This window comes from Amycolatopsis sp. NBC_01307, from assembly GCF_035975215.1.
In the GTDB taxonomy this organism is placed as follows: Bacteria; Actinomycetota; Actinomycetes; order Mycobacteriales; family Pseudonocardiaceae; genus Amycolatopsis.
The window spans coordinates 4832483-4847758 of record NZ_CP108403.1 but is presented as its reverse complement, the minus strand read 5'-3'; the positions used below and the strand labels follow the sequence as shown (position 1 = coordinate 4847758).

Genomic DNA, 15276 nt, shown 5'->3' with positions numbered 1-15276 from the left:
GCGGAATGTTCATCACTCTCGACGGCCCAGCAGGCGTCGGCAAGACCACGACCACCCGGATCCTGCGCGAGTACCTGGACCGGCGCGGACACCCGGTGCACGCGACGACACAGCCGTCGCACGGCGTGCTCGGCGAGACCGCTCGGCACCGCACGGACACCTACCGCGGGTACACCCTCGCCTGCCTCGTCGCCGCCGACCGGTACCACCACCTCGAGGGGGAAGTGCGCCCGCAGCTCGAGGCCGGGTTCATCGTCATCTGCGACCGGTACGTCGCCTCGTCCTACGTGCTGCAACGCATGGACGGCGTGCCGCTGACCTTCGTCGAGGCGATCAACTCGGCGGCCGACCGACCGGACCTCGCGGTCATCCTGCAAGCGCCACCCGAGGTGACCTCGGCGCGGGTCGCCGCCCGCAGAGCGCACAACCGGTTCCACACCGGCGAGGACAGCAGCCGCCGAGAAAGCGAACTGTACGAGGAGGCGGCGGAACAGCTCGCGCGTCGGGGGTATCCGATGCTCACCGTCGACACGGCCGGGGCGTCGCCCGCGCAGGTCGCGACCTACCTCACGAACCGAATCGCCGAGCTGGTGGCGGATCCCACCGGCGAAGTGGCCTCGGCGTAACCTGCCCTGCGAACCTGCGGACGTCCGTGGGTTCGCAGGATCAGTACCGCCACCCGTGAGGACCTTGCCGGATGCCCGACGGCCAGCACACTGTCATCGACGTGCACGTTCTGCTCGTTCGTGGCGACGAGCTGCTGCTCACGCAGCGGCGCGGCACCTACGGCGGCGGACTGTGGCATCTGCCGTCAGGCAAGCTCGATGCCGGCGAGTCTCTGCCGGCGGGTGCGGCTCGGGAGGCCGCCGAAGAGGTCGGTGTGCTGATCGATCCGGCCGACTTGCGGCACGTCCACACATTGCACGTCGCCGGATCCGGTCCGGTACCGCGGCTCGGTGTTTTCTTTGAGGCTCGTCGCTGGTCTGGCGAGCCGCGCAACTGCGAACCCGACAAGTGCTCGGCCGTCGACTGGTTCCCGCTCGACAACCTGCCCGACGAGGTGATCTCGTACCCGCTTGCGGGGATCCAGGGGTACCTGGCAGGACAGACTTTCGCGGTGCTCGGCTGGGTGGACGACCGCCGCGCCGCGATTGCCTGAGCCCCGAGCGACGGCGGCAAGTTTCGCCACGCGCATTCACTGCTGACCGGGATCAGCGACCCGAGCAAGGCCGGCGACGACGGCCGCGCGGCTCTTGGTCGTTTGCGGGGCCTACTCGCACCGGCGACCTAGCTGCGTCGTTCTACTGTGGATGCCTTAGCGACGGGCGCACCGGCCGACGCGATCCGTCCAAGAGGGAATTCCCTGTTTCTGTCGGAAGATCTCGTCGCAAGACTCGCATTGCCGATGCACCGCCCCGCGTCGCCGCTCGTCGGATGGTCGGTACTCCGCTGCGCCGGACGCCCCGCAGAGCATGGTTATAGTGTCGCCGGCTGCGGAATACCGCTGTGCTGCGGTCGATGCCACGTCCCGTTGACGACCGGGCGAAACACCAGCGGGTCGAGGTAGATCGCGGCGGTCACCACGATGCCCATTCGTGAGCTGAAGTGATCTGTTCCTTTGTCGTCATGGATTGCCCACCCTGGAGATCATCACGGCACCTTCGTCTGCGTCCGTGAGCGGAAGCGCTACGCTGCCGAGCACCTGCTCAACTCTCGCCGGAATGCCGTCGAAGAGACGTCCTCGGCAGGCCGTGGTGGTCATGGTGACCCGGCCAGTGCATAGCCGACAGCGGCTTGTCGCAATGATTCAAATGTCGACCAATACCGGTCGACAGTCTCTGAGTCAGACGAATAGATGGTCGTGTGGTAATGCCGCATGATGACGGCGAAGATGCCGTCTGCGGTCTCGTGGATCATGAAGGGTTCGATCGTCCCTGTCGGGCATGCTTCCTCCGGCACAACGCGAATATCGGCCCGGTGAAGCTGGGTCGCGTCAACTATCCGATGTGGCTGCGCGCCCATGTTCTCCGGCGAGGCGATCTTCGATGCGACGGCTGCCTCGCCCAAGAGGACCGTGTGTCGGTGCCGGTGATCTCGGTCGATTCGACGGACCTGCCGCGCCAGGATCTCCTCATCGATGACGTCCGGCCGATCAACGTATGGGGCCAGAACCGCATGGGCGTACTCGTAGGGCTGCAGCAAGTCCGGTACGACCCACGGCGCCCAATCGAAGGTACGCAGCGCGTGCCGTTCGTACGCCATCTGAAGACTTGGCGTACCAGGCTCGTTGGCTTCCACATAGGTCCGGCATCCGGACTGTTAGTGAAGCCGCATAAGGAACGTGTAGGAACGTGGTGCTACGCGTAGGTATCCGAGGATCTGAGCAAGAGTGGCATCCTCGGGCCTGCGCTCCCCGGTTTCCCAAGCGGAAAGCAGGGCAGGCGAAAGTCCCAGCTTACGAGCCAGTTCGCGAAGGCTGATCCCCTGAGCGGTACGGATCTCCCGCACTTCTCGGCCGATCACGTGAAGAGCGGGTCGATGTGAAGGTCCGTTGGTCATACTGTGTGCCTGTCTGGGAGAAGGAAGGCGCCGTCACAATCCCGCAGCGGCATCCGAAACGGGGGACTGGAGAAGGCCGAGCAACTCCTCGACCTTCTCGGCGGTCCAGTGCTGGTCATCCGGGCACGCCGTGCCGTCTTGAAGCCGGACCGCGAGCAGCCCCATCCACGTCTGCGTCGTCTGGATCGCCTCGACGAGTTGTGCCGTTGCCCAGGGCAAGGGTGTGTTCACTGAGACCGGCACTCGGGTGGAGGTGGACATTCGATGCAACCCTGCGAGCACGCGGCGGAGGAGGATGCACTCAGGGTCGTCGACGGTCCACGGGTCAACTTCGTCCAACTGCGGGCTTTCGTTGTGCAGCAAGTTGAATCACCTCCTGACGAGAGATGGGATTTAGCTCTACGCACGCTTCAGTTCGGGGGACCGATAGCGGGTGGCCGGAATCCGGGCCTGGGAGGTTCCGCAGCTCCGCCGTCGGTCTGGTGGTGGTGATCGTGGCATCGTCGCCTGTAGTTCAGCGACATGATCACCGTCGCGCAAATTTACACAGATGACAAGATGTCTCGAATGTAAATTTGCACAATCACCTATTCGGGTTACCATGCAAGTTCTCACGGCTGTCGTAGGCTCACTGAGACCGAGAAGAGGGAGTGCTCTTGTCCGACGAGGTGAAGCCGAAGCCATCGGGTGTCCGCATGCGCCGGATCGCTCGCACGATCCTGACCTGGCGCAAAGAGAGTGGCCAAGACCAACAGGAAGTCGCGAACGCCGTTGGTTGGTCCAATGCGAAGCAGTCACGCATCGAAGGAGCCAAGCTGCCGGCCACTCCGGCCGACGTCATGACCCTTGCCCTTCACTTCGGCCGATCCGTGGAAGAGCGCGAAGCCCTATTCCGCGACGCTCAGACAGTCGGCAGCGCACGCTGGCTGGAGCAGGTCTCAGACGAAGCCTTCGCCGCCGACGTTCGCGAGTACGTGGCACTCGAAGCCGAGGCGGCGGAAGTGCGGATCTTCAAGGTCGACGTCATGCCTGGTCTGTTCCAGACCGCGGACTACGCCCGGGCCATCGAAGACCTGATTTCGAAAGCCGGCGACGGGCCGCGCGAAGACCGCGTTCGCGCGCGCATCCAGCGCCAAGGTCGAGTGCAGGACGGGACGACGCTCCGTGTTCGATGCGCGCTGACCGAGGCCGTGCTACGGATCGAGGTGGGTGGCCGTGCGACCTGGCTGGGCCAGCTCCGGCGGATTGTCGAACTCATGGGTCTACCCAACGTGGACATCCGCGTCATCAAGAGTGCGAGCGGTGCGTACCGCGCGATGGGCTACCCGTTCAGCATCCTGGGCTTCGCTGCGAACGAGCCGGACATCGGCTATGTCGAGTTACTGGGAACGGGCATATATCTTGAGCAGGAGGCTGAGATCGAGCCGTACGCCGAGGCCTTCGACGAACTGTGGGAGACGGCGGAGGGTTCGGACGAATCCCGTGATCTGCTCTCCGAGATCATCGGGGCGGCCGAATGATCAACGGACTGGAGATCGAAGGTGGACGTGGCGCAACTGCCGGAGTCGGCGTGGCGGAAGAGCAGCCATAGCGGCGAGGGCGGCAACGAGTGTGTAGAGGTGGCGTCCCTTGATGCTGAGGTTGCCGTCCGCGACTCGAAGGACCCGTGTGGCGGGTTCATAGTTCTGCCGAAGGCCGGGTGGGCGGCGTTTCTCGACACAGTGGTGTTGTAGTGGACGGAGCGGTCGGCCCGGAGTTGACCGGTTTCGTCCGGCCGTGCTTGACCATCGGCGGCTCAGCGATAGTGCACTCGAGTACGTGGAGCAGCGGGATCTGAGACGCCGCGCCGACGATCCCGCCCATCGTGATACGGCTCAGATTCTCGGCGTCGGCGTTGTCAACGGAGCCGACTGGCTCGACGTTCAGCGCTCGTAGGCCAGTCTTCTTCGGGGTTTCTGGCAATCGGCTCCCGGCAGGTCCAAGGCCAGGCCGGCCTGGCCCGGTATCGCAGCCGGTGGTGACCGAGGTGGCAAGTCCGGCTTCGCGAGACCGAGTCGATCGAACGCACGTTCTAAGATTTGGTAGGTTCAGCATCGCTGAGGTCGGGATCCTAACGGGGAGGTACTCGTGGCGTGGTTGCTGAAGGAGCGAGCATCTGGTCGCGAGTGGCGAGTCGGGGACAGCGACCTCGCGTGGGAGGCCGGAGGGTACGACTCAGCGCGCTTCGAACTTCACTTCCTCGACCAGGAGGTCATAGGTACTCCGGACGGCGTGCCCGGCCGCGGAAACGTCGTGTCGGTGGCGCGCGGCTGAGGCCGGCGGACCACAGCGCGATTCCTGCTGTTCAGGAACGTGAGGGGTGAACGCGGCTCGTTTGTTGCTCAGCCGCGCTGAGTGCAGAGCCGCGGCACAGCCTCTGCCCCGGCTGCTGGAGATCGCGGCGAACACCGCCGGTGAGCGTGCCCCGCTGCCATGGCCTCAGTGTCCGTGGAAGACCTGACCGACGATGATCGCGGCGGTGATACCGATCGCGCTGATCAGGACCAGCGCCACGATCAGTCCCCACGGAACCCGGCCCCGCAGCCGCCGCGCGGCCGCGTGAGGTTCGGGCACCGACCGCGGCCGCGATTCCGGACGCGCCGGCGGTGTCGGCGGTGGGGCCTTCGACGGTGGCTGGCTGTGCGTGGCGGGTACCTGCCGCGCTCGGCGCGGCGGAGCATGTGCCGGCAGTGCTGGCGCGCTCGCCCGGGTGGCCGTGGTGGCGGAGACGGACCCTGCCGACGGTGGCGTCGCGCGTCGGAACGAGGATCCTGGGCCTCGCACGGATGGAGTCAACTCCGGGTCATCCAGCGCGGGACCGAACGGCGGTTTGACCGGCGATTTGATCGGCGGTTCGGGCCGAGAGGGCGGGGCCGGGAGGTGTTCGGTGAATCCTTCGGTGAGCAGCTCGGCGCGGCTGGGTGCGAGCTCGCTCAGGGCGAGGGCCGCGCAGGCGGCCAAGACACCGTCGGCGGTCCAGGCCAGGGCTTGGGCGCGGTAGCGGTGCAGCACCTTGCGCAGGCTGGTGGGCTGGGCCAGGGCGACGTCGATGCCGTAGCCCGCCAGGTCCTTGCCTGGTGGCAGCTCGATCGCGCCGGTCGCGGCGAGCACGACCAGGCCCCGGATGAAGCTGTCCCCGCCGCCGGGGATATCGGCGAAGACGCGCTTGGCCGCGTAGACCCTGACCTTGACCTGTTCGCCGGGGTTCGGGAGCCCGGCCAGCGCGTGGATTGCCGCCGGTTCGCCCTCGACCAGCCACGGCCCGTTCGGCGGGATCGTCAGCAGCCCGGCCTGGGTAGTGGTGAAGCCCTTGACCTCGAGCACGGCCAAACCGGTAGGCAGGAACAACAGCCCGTCGACCTGCCGGGTCGTGCCCTTGTCTGGGATGTTGACGTTCAGTAGTGCGAGCCCGCCGATCGCGTGCGGGGTGCCATGGGCCCAGCCGACCAGCAGGTCGTGCACCTTCGCTTCGGCGCCTGAGAGGCCGTGCGCGGCTGCCCCGGCGCCCGGCTGCACCCGCACCAGCATTCCTCGCCCCCCCGCGCGTACGGTGCGGCACCGCCTGGTGCCTGCTCGTGTTCGACGGTACGAGCCGGAGGCCGGGTCGGGCTGCCACCGTTCGGGTAGCGCTGGAATGGCTATTTCCGTGGCGGGAACATCGCGGCGAAGAGCCGGTCGACCTGATCCTCGGGGACACCTCCGTCGAACAAGAGGGACTGACGCAGCGACGTCTCGACCACCTCGGAGGGATGTCCAGAGTGTCGTTGGCGTCGCGGACAGGGCCGCTGCTCGATGAACCAGCCCAGCGAGTGGCTGGCCTGGCGGGTGCGGCTGAGCCCGGACATCGAGTCGCGGAAGCGTTCCAGGTCCCGCAGCACGCCCTACTGGATCAGCCCTGGTGCCCATGGGGCCGTCGATGGTCGCGGTCGCGCTCGTGCGAAACCTGGCTCCGGTGGTGAACTGATCGGTTTACTACTCGGGTGCGGCCGAGTCGTCGAGCCGGCCTGCGTTGCGCTCACCGCCGGCTTCCGCGAGATGGCCAAAGCGGCGCGGGAACAAACCCAGCGGATCAAACCGAGCTTTGGCCTCGGCGAGCGTCACCTGCGTCGTGCCTAGGTGGCGCGTCCAGTCGGCTGGGGTGAAGGGAATAGCCCCGGTCGGGTAGCTGGTGCCGCCCAGGCTGACAGCAACGTCGTACCAGCGTCGGTTGCTGGAGATCATCTCATCGGCCTTCGCCCGGTCCGTCGCGAAGCGAAGCCCGGCGACCAAGTAGAGCGTGTCCCCAGCGGTTTGCGGAAGAGGGGAGTCGTGAGGGCGGCCGTGGATATCGGGTAGATGAGTACCAAGCCGGATGCACCCATGTCAGCCGGGCTTGCCGCGGTGTCCGGGGGTTTGAAGACGGCCACCGCGTGATCGACTTCAAGGTGCCGAACCGGGGCCAAATCACGATGCCACGGCCACCCAGCTCGGTTATCAGGTCCATGGTCAGACCAGGAAGGACGACACGATGTCGCAGCCCAGCCACCGCACTTCCGAGTTCACCGTCGACCGCCTCGAGAACGCGGCGCCGAAACGTGCAGCCCACCCCCTAAAGAGCTGTACGACATCGCGGTGCTGTTCGCCAAGCGTCGAGCACGCGGCCCTCGACGAGGTTGCGGCCGAGCACGCCGCCGTCCTCACCCCCGGGCAGAGCCTGGACCGGCACCTGACCGGGCACTCCGATCCACTCGTCGGCCTGCCGCTGCATGCATTGGATGTGGTGTGCGCCGCACAGCCCTGCATCGGTGTCAGCTCGTTGGTGGCGGCACCAGCGATAGGTACCTGGACCGCAAAGGGGTGGTTCACCTGTGTGGGCGTGTCGAAAGTGAATCGAGAAATGCGGCGAGACTGGTTGCTTCGGGAAGCCCTAACTGCCGGTATAGCCCCAGAGCTTCTCGCAGGTGGCCAGCTCCTTCGCTGACATGACCGCTGTCCACGCGGCAGCGGCCGATCTCCTCCAAGGCGATCGCCTGCTGCGGGAGGGACCCGGTCTCCAGCGTCAGCTTCAGGGCCTGGCCGTACAGGTCGGTCGCTTCAGGAAGGTGTCCGCGGTCCTTTTCCAGCTGCCCCAGGTCGTTGAGCACTTCGGCCTGGCCGTTCCGGTCACCGGTTTCGACGTGGAGATCGTGTGCGCGGGTCAGCAGCGTGACAGCTGCGGAGACGTCGCCGATGACCCGCCGGACGCGGCCGAGGTTCTTGTACATTGCCGCCTGTCCGTGCCGGTGCCCGAGATCCGTGTAGATCTCGTGAGCCGTCGTGAACGCTTCCTCGGCGAGCCGGTATTCGCTGGTCAAATAGTGGACGCGACCGAGAGCCACAAGCGTGTTCGCCTCGTCGAGGCGGCCACCGGATTCCGAGTGCAGGGCGTAGGCCCGGTTGAGTGTCTCGGTGGCCTTCGAGTGGTCGCCGGTCAGGTACTGGATGCGGCCGAGGCCAATGAGCACATTTGCTTCACCGCGGCGGCTTCCGGCAGCGATGTTCGTGGCGTGGGCGAGTGTGAGCGTCTCGGTGGCGGTGTCGTAGTCGCCGACCAGGATCTGAACTTCGCCGAGGTCCTTGAGGGCAGTAGCGCGGCCGAGTTGGTCACCGAGCCGCTCGTAGAGCTCCTTCGCGCGGGTGAAGTTGTCCGCGGCCTCGGTGTAGTTGCCCAGCCTTGCCCGCGCCGTGCCCAGGTTGGCCAGGGCGTTCGCCTGTCCGAGTTCGTCGCCGACCTGCACGTGGATCGCGAGCGCCTCGGTCAGGCTCTGCTCGGCTTCCCGGTGATGGCCGGTCCGCCGTTGCATGCGGCCGAGGTTGGTGAGGGCAACCCCGATCTCTCGCTTGCCGGAGGTGCTTCGGATGGCGTCGAGAGCGGTGTGCTGCATGGCGAAAGCCAGCGCCCAATGCCCCCTGAATTCCAGGTGCGGTTGCACCGCGTCGGCCAGATATAACGAACGAACAGGCTGATTCGGGGCTACTCGGCTGAGGCAGGCGCTGATGTTGACGTGCTCGGAATCCAGCCAGCCCCTCGCGGAATCCGCCGTCTCAAGGTCGGGGAGCCGATCCGGGAGATGACCGGTAGGAAGCGGTGGAAGTGCCTTGTCCGCGCGATGGTCGGGTAGTTGCGAGCCGGCGGAGGTCGCGCAGTGGAGGTAGTAGCCGAGGAGCCGATCGAGGGCGAGGTCGTTGTCCTCGGCGGGGTCGTCACGGGTCAAGGCGCGGGCATACTCGCGAATGAGGTCGTGACAGTGGTAGCGGCCGGGGAGCAGCTCGTCGACGAGGTTGTCGGTGTAGAGCGCGTCGAGCCGGTCCGCCGTCGTGTCCACCGGACCTCCGTCGAGCGCGGCTGCGGCGTAGCTGTCGATGTCGGTGCCGGGGTGGAGGCCCAGACTGCGGAACAGCTGCTGTTGCTCCGGGGCAAGGTCGTCGTAGGAGAGCTGGAACGCGCTGGCCACCGCGAGGTTTTCGGCACGCAGTTCGCTGAGCCGGTCCTTCGTTCGAGCGACCTTGGTGACCAGGTAGCGCAGGGTCCACGAGGGATGGTGACGGCGCCGGCCCGCCAGGAGCCTGATGGCCAGCGGCAGGTACCCGCACAATTCCATGAGCTCGGCGAGGGCGTCCGGGTCGTCCTCGCGGCTGCGCGAGAGCCGGGAGAACAGCGTCGCCGCCTGGCCCTGCGTCAGCACTCCCAATGAGATCGGATTCAGATCGTCGATGCCCTCCAGCCTTCGCCGGCTGGTGATCAGGACGACACACTTGTCCGAACCGGGGAGCAGCGGCCGCAGTTGCTCGTGGCTCAGGGCATCGTCGAGCAGGAGCAAAACGATTCTTCCCGTCATCCGGTGACGCCAGAGCGCGGCCCGGTCGTCGAGGCCAACGGGCATCGCGGAGGCGTCGACCCCCGTCGCCGCGAGCAGGGACGCCAACGCCGCCGCGGGGTCGACCGGGCGCTGGCCGGGGGTATGGCCGTGCAGGGGCAGGAAGATCTGGCCGTCCGGAAAACGGTCCGCCAGCATGTGCGCGGCGTGTATCGCGAAGGCCGTCTTGCCGACGCCGGGCATGCCATCGACCGCGAAAAGTCCGCTTCTGACGGGCGCAGAGCCTACGGAGGTTGCCGAGTCGATCAGGTCCTGTAGTTCCTCCTGCCGGCCCGTGAACGCCACACTGTCACGGGGCATCGAGAGGATCGGTGTCATGATCAGCCGGGAGCGCCATGCGTTTTCGGGAACCGGCTGGTGAATGTGGACGCCGCCGTGAATCACGCCCGCTTGCACCACTAGACCTTCGATGACGCCGGAGACTTCGTTCCGTACCCTGCCGACATCTCCGGAATGCGTCATGGCGTCCCCCGGCCGTCTGACGTATCGATGACCCTCACGGGCATCTCGACGTTATCTGCGAACGGCGTGCCGCCCATACCGCCGATCGGTTTTACTCGTCCCGGTGTGTCGAATGGGCCGCTTGCTCGACAGCGTCTCGTCAGGCGGACGCGGGTTGACCTCGAACTGTCGTGCTCCACGGCGTTCGCTGATATCACGCCGCGACCCGGGTGGCCGTATCCTCGGCGGGGAACTGTGGTCGGCGAACATCCTGGTGGAGTCCAAGTTTGCCAGCGACCCCGGCAAGAGATGACGGACGAAAGGAAAGTCATGACCGCCGCCCCCGACGACAGGCTCGCCGAACTCCCGCCCTACCGGGCCCTGCTCGTGGTCGACGCCAAGAGTTTCGGCAGCAATTCCGACACGGCCCAGAACGAGTTGGCGGCCTTGATCCCGGACGCGCTGGCGCAAGCGTTCGAGCGAGCCGGGCTGAAAGAAGTCTGGGATCACGCGCTGTTCCCGCACGGCACCGGGGACGGCTTCGGGATCGGGTTCGACCCGCGCTACCTGCCCGCCGTCGTCTCCAAGGTCTTCGACCAGCTCGAAGCCGTACTCGCGGAACGGGACGCCCGTCTGCGGGCGACCAGCCGCCACGTGCGCTTGCGGATGCGCGCGAGTCTGAACGTCGGGCCGATGCGCGCGGCCGATCCGGCCGTCAGCTCGGCGGTCGCCGTGGGATCCGCGGTCATCACTACCCACCGGCTGCTCGATTCCGTGCCGGTGCGGCAGGTGCTGAGCGCGTCGGACCCCGACCAGACCTTTCTGGCGGTGGTGCTGTCCCAGCGGATCTTCGATGACGTGCTCGCTGCCGGATACGCAACGCTGCCCAAGACCCGCGTCGTGCCGACCAGCGTCGAGGTGAAGGAGTACCGCGGCTCGGTTTACCTATACGTGCCGAACCCCAGCGGTGACCTGCTGCGGCGGGGCATCGGCGGCGACTACGAGGAGAAACTGGCCTCGGCCACCCACGTGGCCGAGGAGGCGGGGGGCACCACGAACGTCATCTCCGGGGGCGTGCACGCTGGAACGGCCATCCAGATCGGCCGGATGCACGGTAACGTTCACCGCACTGAAGCCTAGATCAGCGGGGAACTACGCAGTTTGCCGATGACCGGCCCGCCGGTAACTCCTCGACGGATTTACGGTGCCCGCTTATCGGTGAAAGGCACGAACACCGAGTTCAGTTGCCGTGACACGTTCACGGAGTCCGGCCGCGAGACCCGCGATGGTCAGCAGATCTTCTTCCGCGGAGCACGCTTGTGCGGAGTCTTCGCAGGCTTCTCACCTCGGATGACAGACGTCTCGCTCGAGACCTCGTAGCCGTCGGCGTTGGCTGCCTGGAGGAGTGATTGTCGGAATTGTTGTCCACCCGTCAATTAGAGTTGTGATTAGTTGATATTGGACTTCGCCCGACCGTTGACGTCTGTGTCGGGTTACCTAAGAGACCATTCATCCACTCTAAGGTGCCGTTCGGCGACTTCAGGATTGCGGCCCCGACGGGCTCGTCCATACACTTGAATCCTAGGCAAGCGTGTGTGGGGGAAAATGGAGCACTCACGACAGGTCGTCCATCGCACGGTACTCGCGGTGGATATCGAAGGTTACGGTCACCAGGGTAGGACCACGCCGCACCGACTGGTGGTTCGGCAAGGTCTCGACCTCGCGCTTCGTCGTGCCTTCAAGGAGGCGGGGGTGCCCTGGTTCGACTGCAAGTATGAAAGCACCGGCGACGGAGCTCTCATACTAGTGCCGGCGCAGATCCTCAAAGGACCCTTCGTCGAGGTTTTTTCACTGTCCCTCGCCAGAGAATTGCAGCAGCACAATGAGACGCACCGAGCAGAGGAGCGGATCCGACTGCGAATGGCACTCCATGCGGGAGAAGTCGCCTTCGATGACCAAGGAGTGACCGGCTCTGCGATCAATCAGACATTTCGCCTAATGGAAGCCCATCAGCTTAAGGCTGCCCTGGCCGAATCACCGGGAGTGCTCGCGCTGATCACGTCAACGTGGTTCTTCGACGAAGTCGTCCGTAGTAGCACGATTGTGGACTCCTCGACGTTTCGACCAGTGCACGTGGCCGTGAAGGAGACTGTGACAGTCGGCTGGATCAGCCTGCCGGATCACCCGTATCCGCCGAGCATCGAAGAGCTCGCGTCGGCCAAAGCGGAGCACCCGCCACGGCGACCGGAGGCGGTGCACTTTCCGGAGCCGATGAGCAGCCGCTCCATGCTTCCCCGTGATCTCCCGGCCTTCACCGGCCGTGGTCGGGAGCTCGCCGAGCTCACCGGGACGGTGTCCACCGCTGCTGGCCAGGGCACACTAGGGATGGTCATCCACGTCGTAGACGGCATGCCGGGCATCGGTAAGACAACGTTCGCGGTCCACGCCGCGTACCAGCTCGCTGGCCACTTCCCCGACGGTCAGATCTTCCTCGAACTGCACGGCCACAGCCCCGGACGAGCACCCGTGGATCCTGGTGACGCTTTGGCTTCGCTGCTGCTCCTCTGGGGCGTCCCGGTGCTCAACATCCCCGTTGGTCTGGATGATCGTGCCCGGCTGTGGCGGGAGAAGCTGGCAGGACGAAAGATTCTGCTGCTGCTCGATGACGCGGTCGATGATGAGCAGGTGCGGCCCCTGCTGCCCGGGAGCCCCGGAAATCTCGTGCTGATCACCAGTCGGCGTCGGATCGAGTCTGTCGCTGACGCCAGCCCGGTCTCGTTGCGGACCCTTCCGCCACAAGACGCAGCCGCGATGTTCCAGCGCTACACCGGTGCGCATCGACACGATCCCCGAGCCGTGGCCGAGTTGATGGCGATGTGCGGGTACCTGCCGCTGGCCATCGCGCTCACGGCTGGCCGGCTGCGAAATCATCCCTGCTGGACGCCTGAACAGCTGGCCGATGACCTCAAGTGCTCCCGCAACCGGATTGCGATGCTCCGTGCGGGCAATCGAACCGTTGCCGCAGCGTTCGACCTCTCCTACCGGGACCTGAGTCCGGACGAGAAGCGTCTCTTCCGCCGCCTCAGCCTTTACCCTGGCACCCAGATCGAGGCGCACGCGGCTGCGGCGCTCTACGGCGAAGATTTGGAAACGACTGGTGAACATCTAGATGCGCTGTATCTCAACCACCTGCTGGAAGAAGTGGCTCCCGGCCGATATCGCTTGCACGATCTGACTCGGGCCTACAGTCTGACCCTGAGTAACGAAGGTGGTGACGACAAAGCCTTCGAACGCCTGCTCGACTACTATCTCCATGCTGTCCGGTCAGCGACTCGATTCATCGCCACCCGCGGCCCGCGCCCGGAGATCGCCGCGAAGCGGCCGGTCGGGACTCACGAATTCGAGTCGGAAGGCGAGGCGATCGCATGGTTGAGCGCGGAACGCGCCAACCTCGGTGCCTGCATCACCTATGCTGCGGTCCACGAGCACCTGCATCGGGCCGCAGAACTCGCGGTCGCGCTTCACCCCTACCTCGAGCAGCACGGATACTGGCATGACGCCCATCGGATCGACCAGGTCGTGCTGGCTGCGGAACAAGCGGCAGGCAACCTCACAGATGAAGCAGCCACCCGCGCAGATCTGGGCCGGGTGCAGAGTCTGCTCGGAGACTATCCCGCAGCCGTCGAAGACCTGACCCGTGCACGGGACTTGTACGCCAGATCCAGCGACCGGTTCGGCGAAGCTGCGGCACTGGCCGAAATCGGGTTTGCTCGAATGGAGCTCTCCGAGTACCCGGACGCAATTGAGTACCTCACCCGTGCACGTGGGTTATATGAAAATCTGAATAATCCATTTGGTATCGCAGGTACACTCGCCAGCCTGGCGAGTGTGCAGTTCCGGCTCGGGCGGCATGACGCCGCCAGAACCGACGGAAAACGGGCTCTCGCGCTGTACGTCGAGCTCGGCAACAGGCTCGGCGAAGCCTTGAGCTTGCTCTGTATCGGCTGTACTTACGGTGTCTGCGGAGATTATGTCAACGCAATCAATGCATTTAATCGAGTGCTTTCCCTATCTAGGGAGCTCGGTGACCGGTACACAGAGGCTAGGGCCCTGAACAACCTCGGCCGTATGCACTTCGAACGCGGCAACTATGGAATGGCTGATAGTTGCTACAGCAGCGCCCAGATCATCTACAGCCGATTGGACAGCCGAACCCGTGAAGCCGTTGCCCTGAACAACCTTGGTCGACTGCACCACGCGGCGGGCAACTTCAGGCTGGCGCTCATGTATCTGAGGCGCGCCCACACTCTGTTCGGTGATGACAGGGCATGGCAGACCGAGAATCTCAACAATCTCGGTGGTCTTGCCCTGGCCTGGCACGAAGCGGGTAACCCCGGCGAATTCTACCGTCAAGCCCTTCACCAGTCGCGAGCCATCGGAATCCGCCTGCAGGAAGGGCGAGCGCTCGAAGGGCTAGGACGATGCTCTTTGAAAGTCGCGGACGTCGCAGACGGTGTCGCTCGGCTGCGAGAGGCATTGGCCGTGTTCGATGAGCTGAAGGCGCCGGAGGCAAAGGCTGTGAGGACTACTCTCGCGAATTTGGGATTCGGGCAGCGGTCGTTGGTGCACCCGTAACCACCTGGGTGCGGCGACCTGCGCCAGATCGGGCCTGCGCGCCCGTCGCGGGCGACCTCGAGCCGTCGGTTCCGACCTTCGCTGAGCGGGACGGGACGAGGAACCAGCTCATCTCGGCCGAGCAGCTGGTGTCACTGCGATCGTTGCGCGGGAGTGCGGCCGCTGTCGGGCGCAGGGAATTTTTTGGGCCTGCTGCGGCCGCGCCGTGAAAGGCCGCCTCGACGCCGAGCGCAACGAAGGTGTGGTCGTGCTGCTGTCGAGGACGACCGTTCAGCCGGCCCTGGTCGACGATCTCGGTGAACCTGTCGACATCAGTAGCGCCATGCGCGATGTGCAGCGAGTAGCCGGTTCCCCGCTGGTTGACCAGCTCGGTCACGGGCGCGCCGTCAATCTGCGGCAACGCCCGCAAAGCGCTCTTGATCTTGCGGAGGTGCGAGCGGAGGGTGTCGCGCCCGCCATTGGGCAGCAACGCAACCAGATCCCGGCTCTCGACCATCTTTCCCCGGCGGGCGATCAACGCCACCAGCAGCTTCGCGGGCACCCCGGTCAGGACAACCGCGGGATCGCCGGTTCGCAACTGCAGCGACCCCAGGACTCCGATGTACACGCGTTCCAGCCTCCGCCTCGCGACTCCGTTCCGTGTCCAGGATGTCACCGGACGTGCGAATCTTGCGAGCAGACCGCAAGCCCACCCTCGTGGAGCAGA

Annotated in this window: 14 protein-coding genes; 6 read left to right on the top strand and 8 right to left on the bottom strand. The window is 65.5% G+C overall.

Annotated features, from left to right (window positions below; all coding sequences use genetic code 11):
- Positions 1-5: 5 nt before the first annotated feature.
- Positions 6-626 carry a dTMP kinase gene (gene tmk / locus OG439_RS20210; protein ID WP_326950919.1) on the top strand — a complete coding sequence of 207 codons (621 nt, stop codon included), beginning with the start codon at positions 6-8 and terminating at the stop codon, positions 624-626.
- A gap of 71 nt (positions 627-697) precedes the next feature.
- A complete protein-coding gene (locus OG439_RS20205; RefSeq protein WP_326950918.1) occupies positions 698-1159 on the top strand; it encodes an NUDIX hydrolase in 462 nt (153 codons plus the stop codon).
- Between the two features lie 599 nt (positions 1160-1758).
- Here the strand turns inward: OG439_RS20205 and OG439_RS20200 are convergent.
- The 3 genes from OG439_RS20200 to OG439_RS20195 are packed head-to-tail and all read right to left on the bottom strand — an operon-like array spanning position 1759 to position 2922.
- The gene (locus OG439_RS20200; RefSeq protein WP_326950917.1) at positions 1759-2262 is read right to left on the bottom strand and encodes a Scr1 family TA system antitoxin-like transcriptional regulator; all 504 of its coding nucleotides are present in this window, start codon (positions 2260-2262) and stop codon (positions 1759-1761) included.
- Between the two features lie 57 nt (positions 2263-2319).
- Entirely contained in the window at positions 2320-2559 is a 240-nt protein-coding gene (locus tag OG439_RS50405; protein WP_442792314.1) for a helix-turn-helix domain-containing protein, read from the bottom strand.
- A 33-nt stretch (positions 2560-2592) separates the two neighbouring features.
- A complete protein-coding gene (locus OG439_RS20195) occupies positions 2593-2922 on the bottom strand; it encodes a hypothetical protein (protein ID WP_326950916.1) in 330 nt (109 codons plus the stop codon).
- Positions 2923-3215: 293 nt separating this feature from the next.
- Here OG439_RS20195 and OG439_RS20190 point away from each other — a divergent pair, with 293 nt between their 5' ends.
- Complete coding sequence (locus OG439_RS20190) at positions 3216-4079, top strand: helix-turn-helix transcriptional regulator (RefSeq protein WP_326950915.1); 864 nt, start codon at positions 3216-3218, stop codon at positions 4077-4079.
- Between the two features lie 21 nt (positions 4080-4100).
- A complete protein-coding gene (locus OG439_RS20185; RefSeq protein ID WP_326950914.1) occupies positions 4101-4292 on the top strand; it encodes a DUF397 domain-containing protein in 192 nt (63 codons plus the stop codon).
- Positions 4293-5037: 745 nt separating this feature from the next.
- Here the strand turns inward: OG439_RS20185 and OG439_RS20180 are convergent.
- The 4 genes from OG439_RS20180 to OG439_RS20165 all read right to left on the bottom strand — a co-directional run bounded on the left by OG439_RS20180 (position 5038) and on the right by OG439_RS20165 (position 9956).
- Positions 5038-6120: a nuclease-related domain-containing protein gene (locus tag OG439_RS20180; RefSeq protein ID WP_326950913.1), complete on the bottom strand. Its 1083-nt coding sequence runs from the start codon at positions 6118-6120 to the stop codon at positions 5038-5040.
- 116 nt (positions 6121-6236) lie between these two features.
- The gene (locus OG439_RS20175) at positions 6237-6476 is read right to left on the bottom strand and encodes a hypothetical protein (RefSeq protein WP_326950912.1); all 240 of its coding nucleotides are present in this window, start codon (positions 6474-6476) and stop codon (positions 6237-6239) included.
- 94 nt (positions 6477-6570) lie between these two features.
- Complete coding sequence (locus tag OG439_RS20170; protein ID WP_326950911.1) at positions 6571-6867, bottom strand: hypothetical protein; 297 nt, start codon at positions 6865-6867, stop codon at positions 6571-6573.
- Between the two features lie 572 nt (positions 6868-7439).
- Complete coding sequence (locus OG439_RS20165; protein WP_326950910.1) at positions 7440-9956, bottom strand: ATP-binding protein; 2517 nt, start codon at positions 9954-9956, stop codon at positions 7440-7442.
- A gap of 309 nt (positions 9957-10265) precedes the next feature.
- Here OG439_RS20165 and OG439_RS20160 point away from each other — a divergent pair, with 309 nt between their 5' ends.
- Positions 10266-11075 carry a hypothetical protein gene (locus OG439_RS20160; RefSeq protein WP_326950909.1) on the top strand — a complete coding sequence of 270 codons (810 nt, stop codon included), beginning with the start codon at positions 10266-10268 and terminating at the stop codon, positions 11073-11075.
- Between the two features lie 612 nt (positions 11076-11687).
- Positions 11688-14570, top strand: coding sequence for an ATP-binding protein (locus tag OG439_RS20155; protein WP_326950908.1), 2883 nt, complete (start codon positions 11688-11690; stop codon positions 14568-14570).
- On the opposite strand, the gene OG439_RS20150 is transcribed toward OG439_RS20155, so the two are convergent.
- A complete protein-coding gene (locus OG439_RS20150) occupies positions 14521-15177 on the bottom strand; it encodes an AfsR/SARP family transcriptional regulator (protein WP_326950907.1) in 657 nt (218 codons plus the stop codon). The two genes, OG439_RS20155 and OG439_RS20150, sit on opposite strands and share 50 nt — an antisense overlap.
- Between the last annotated feature and the right edge of the window lie 99 nt (positions 15178-15276).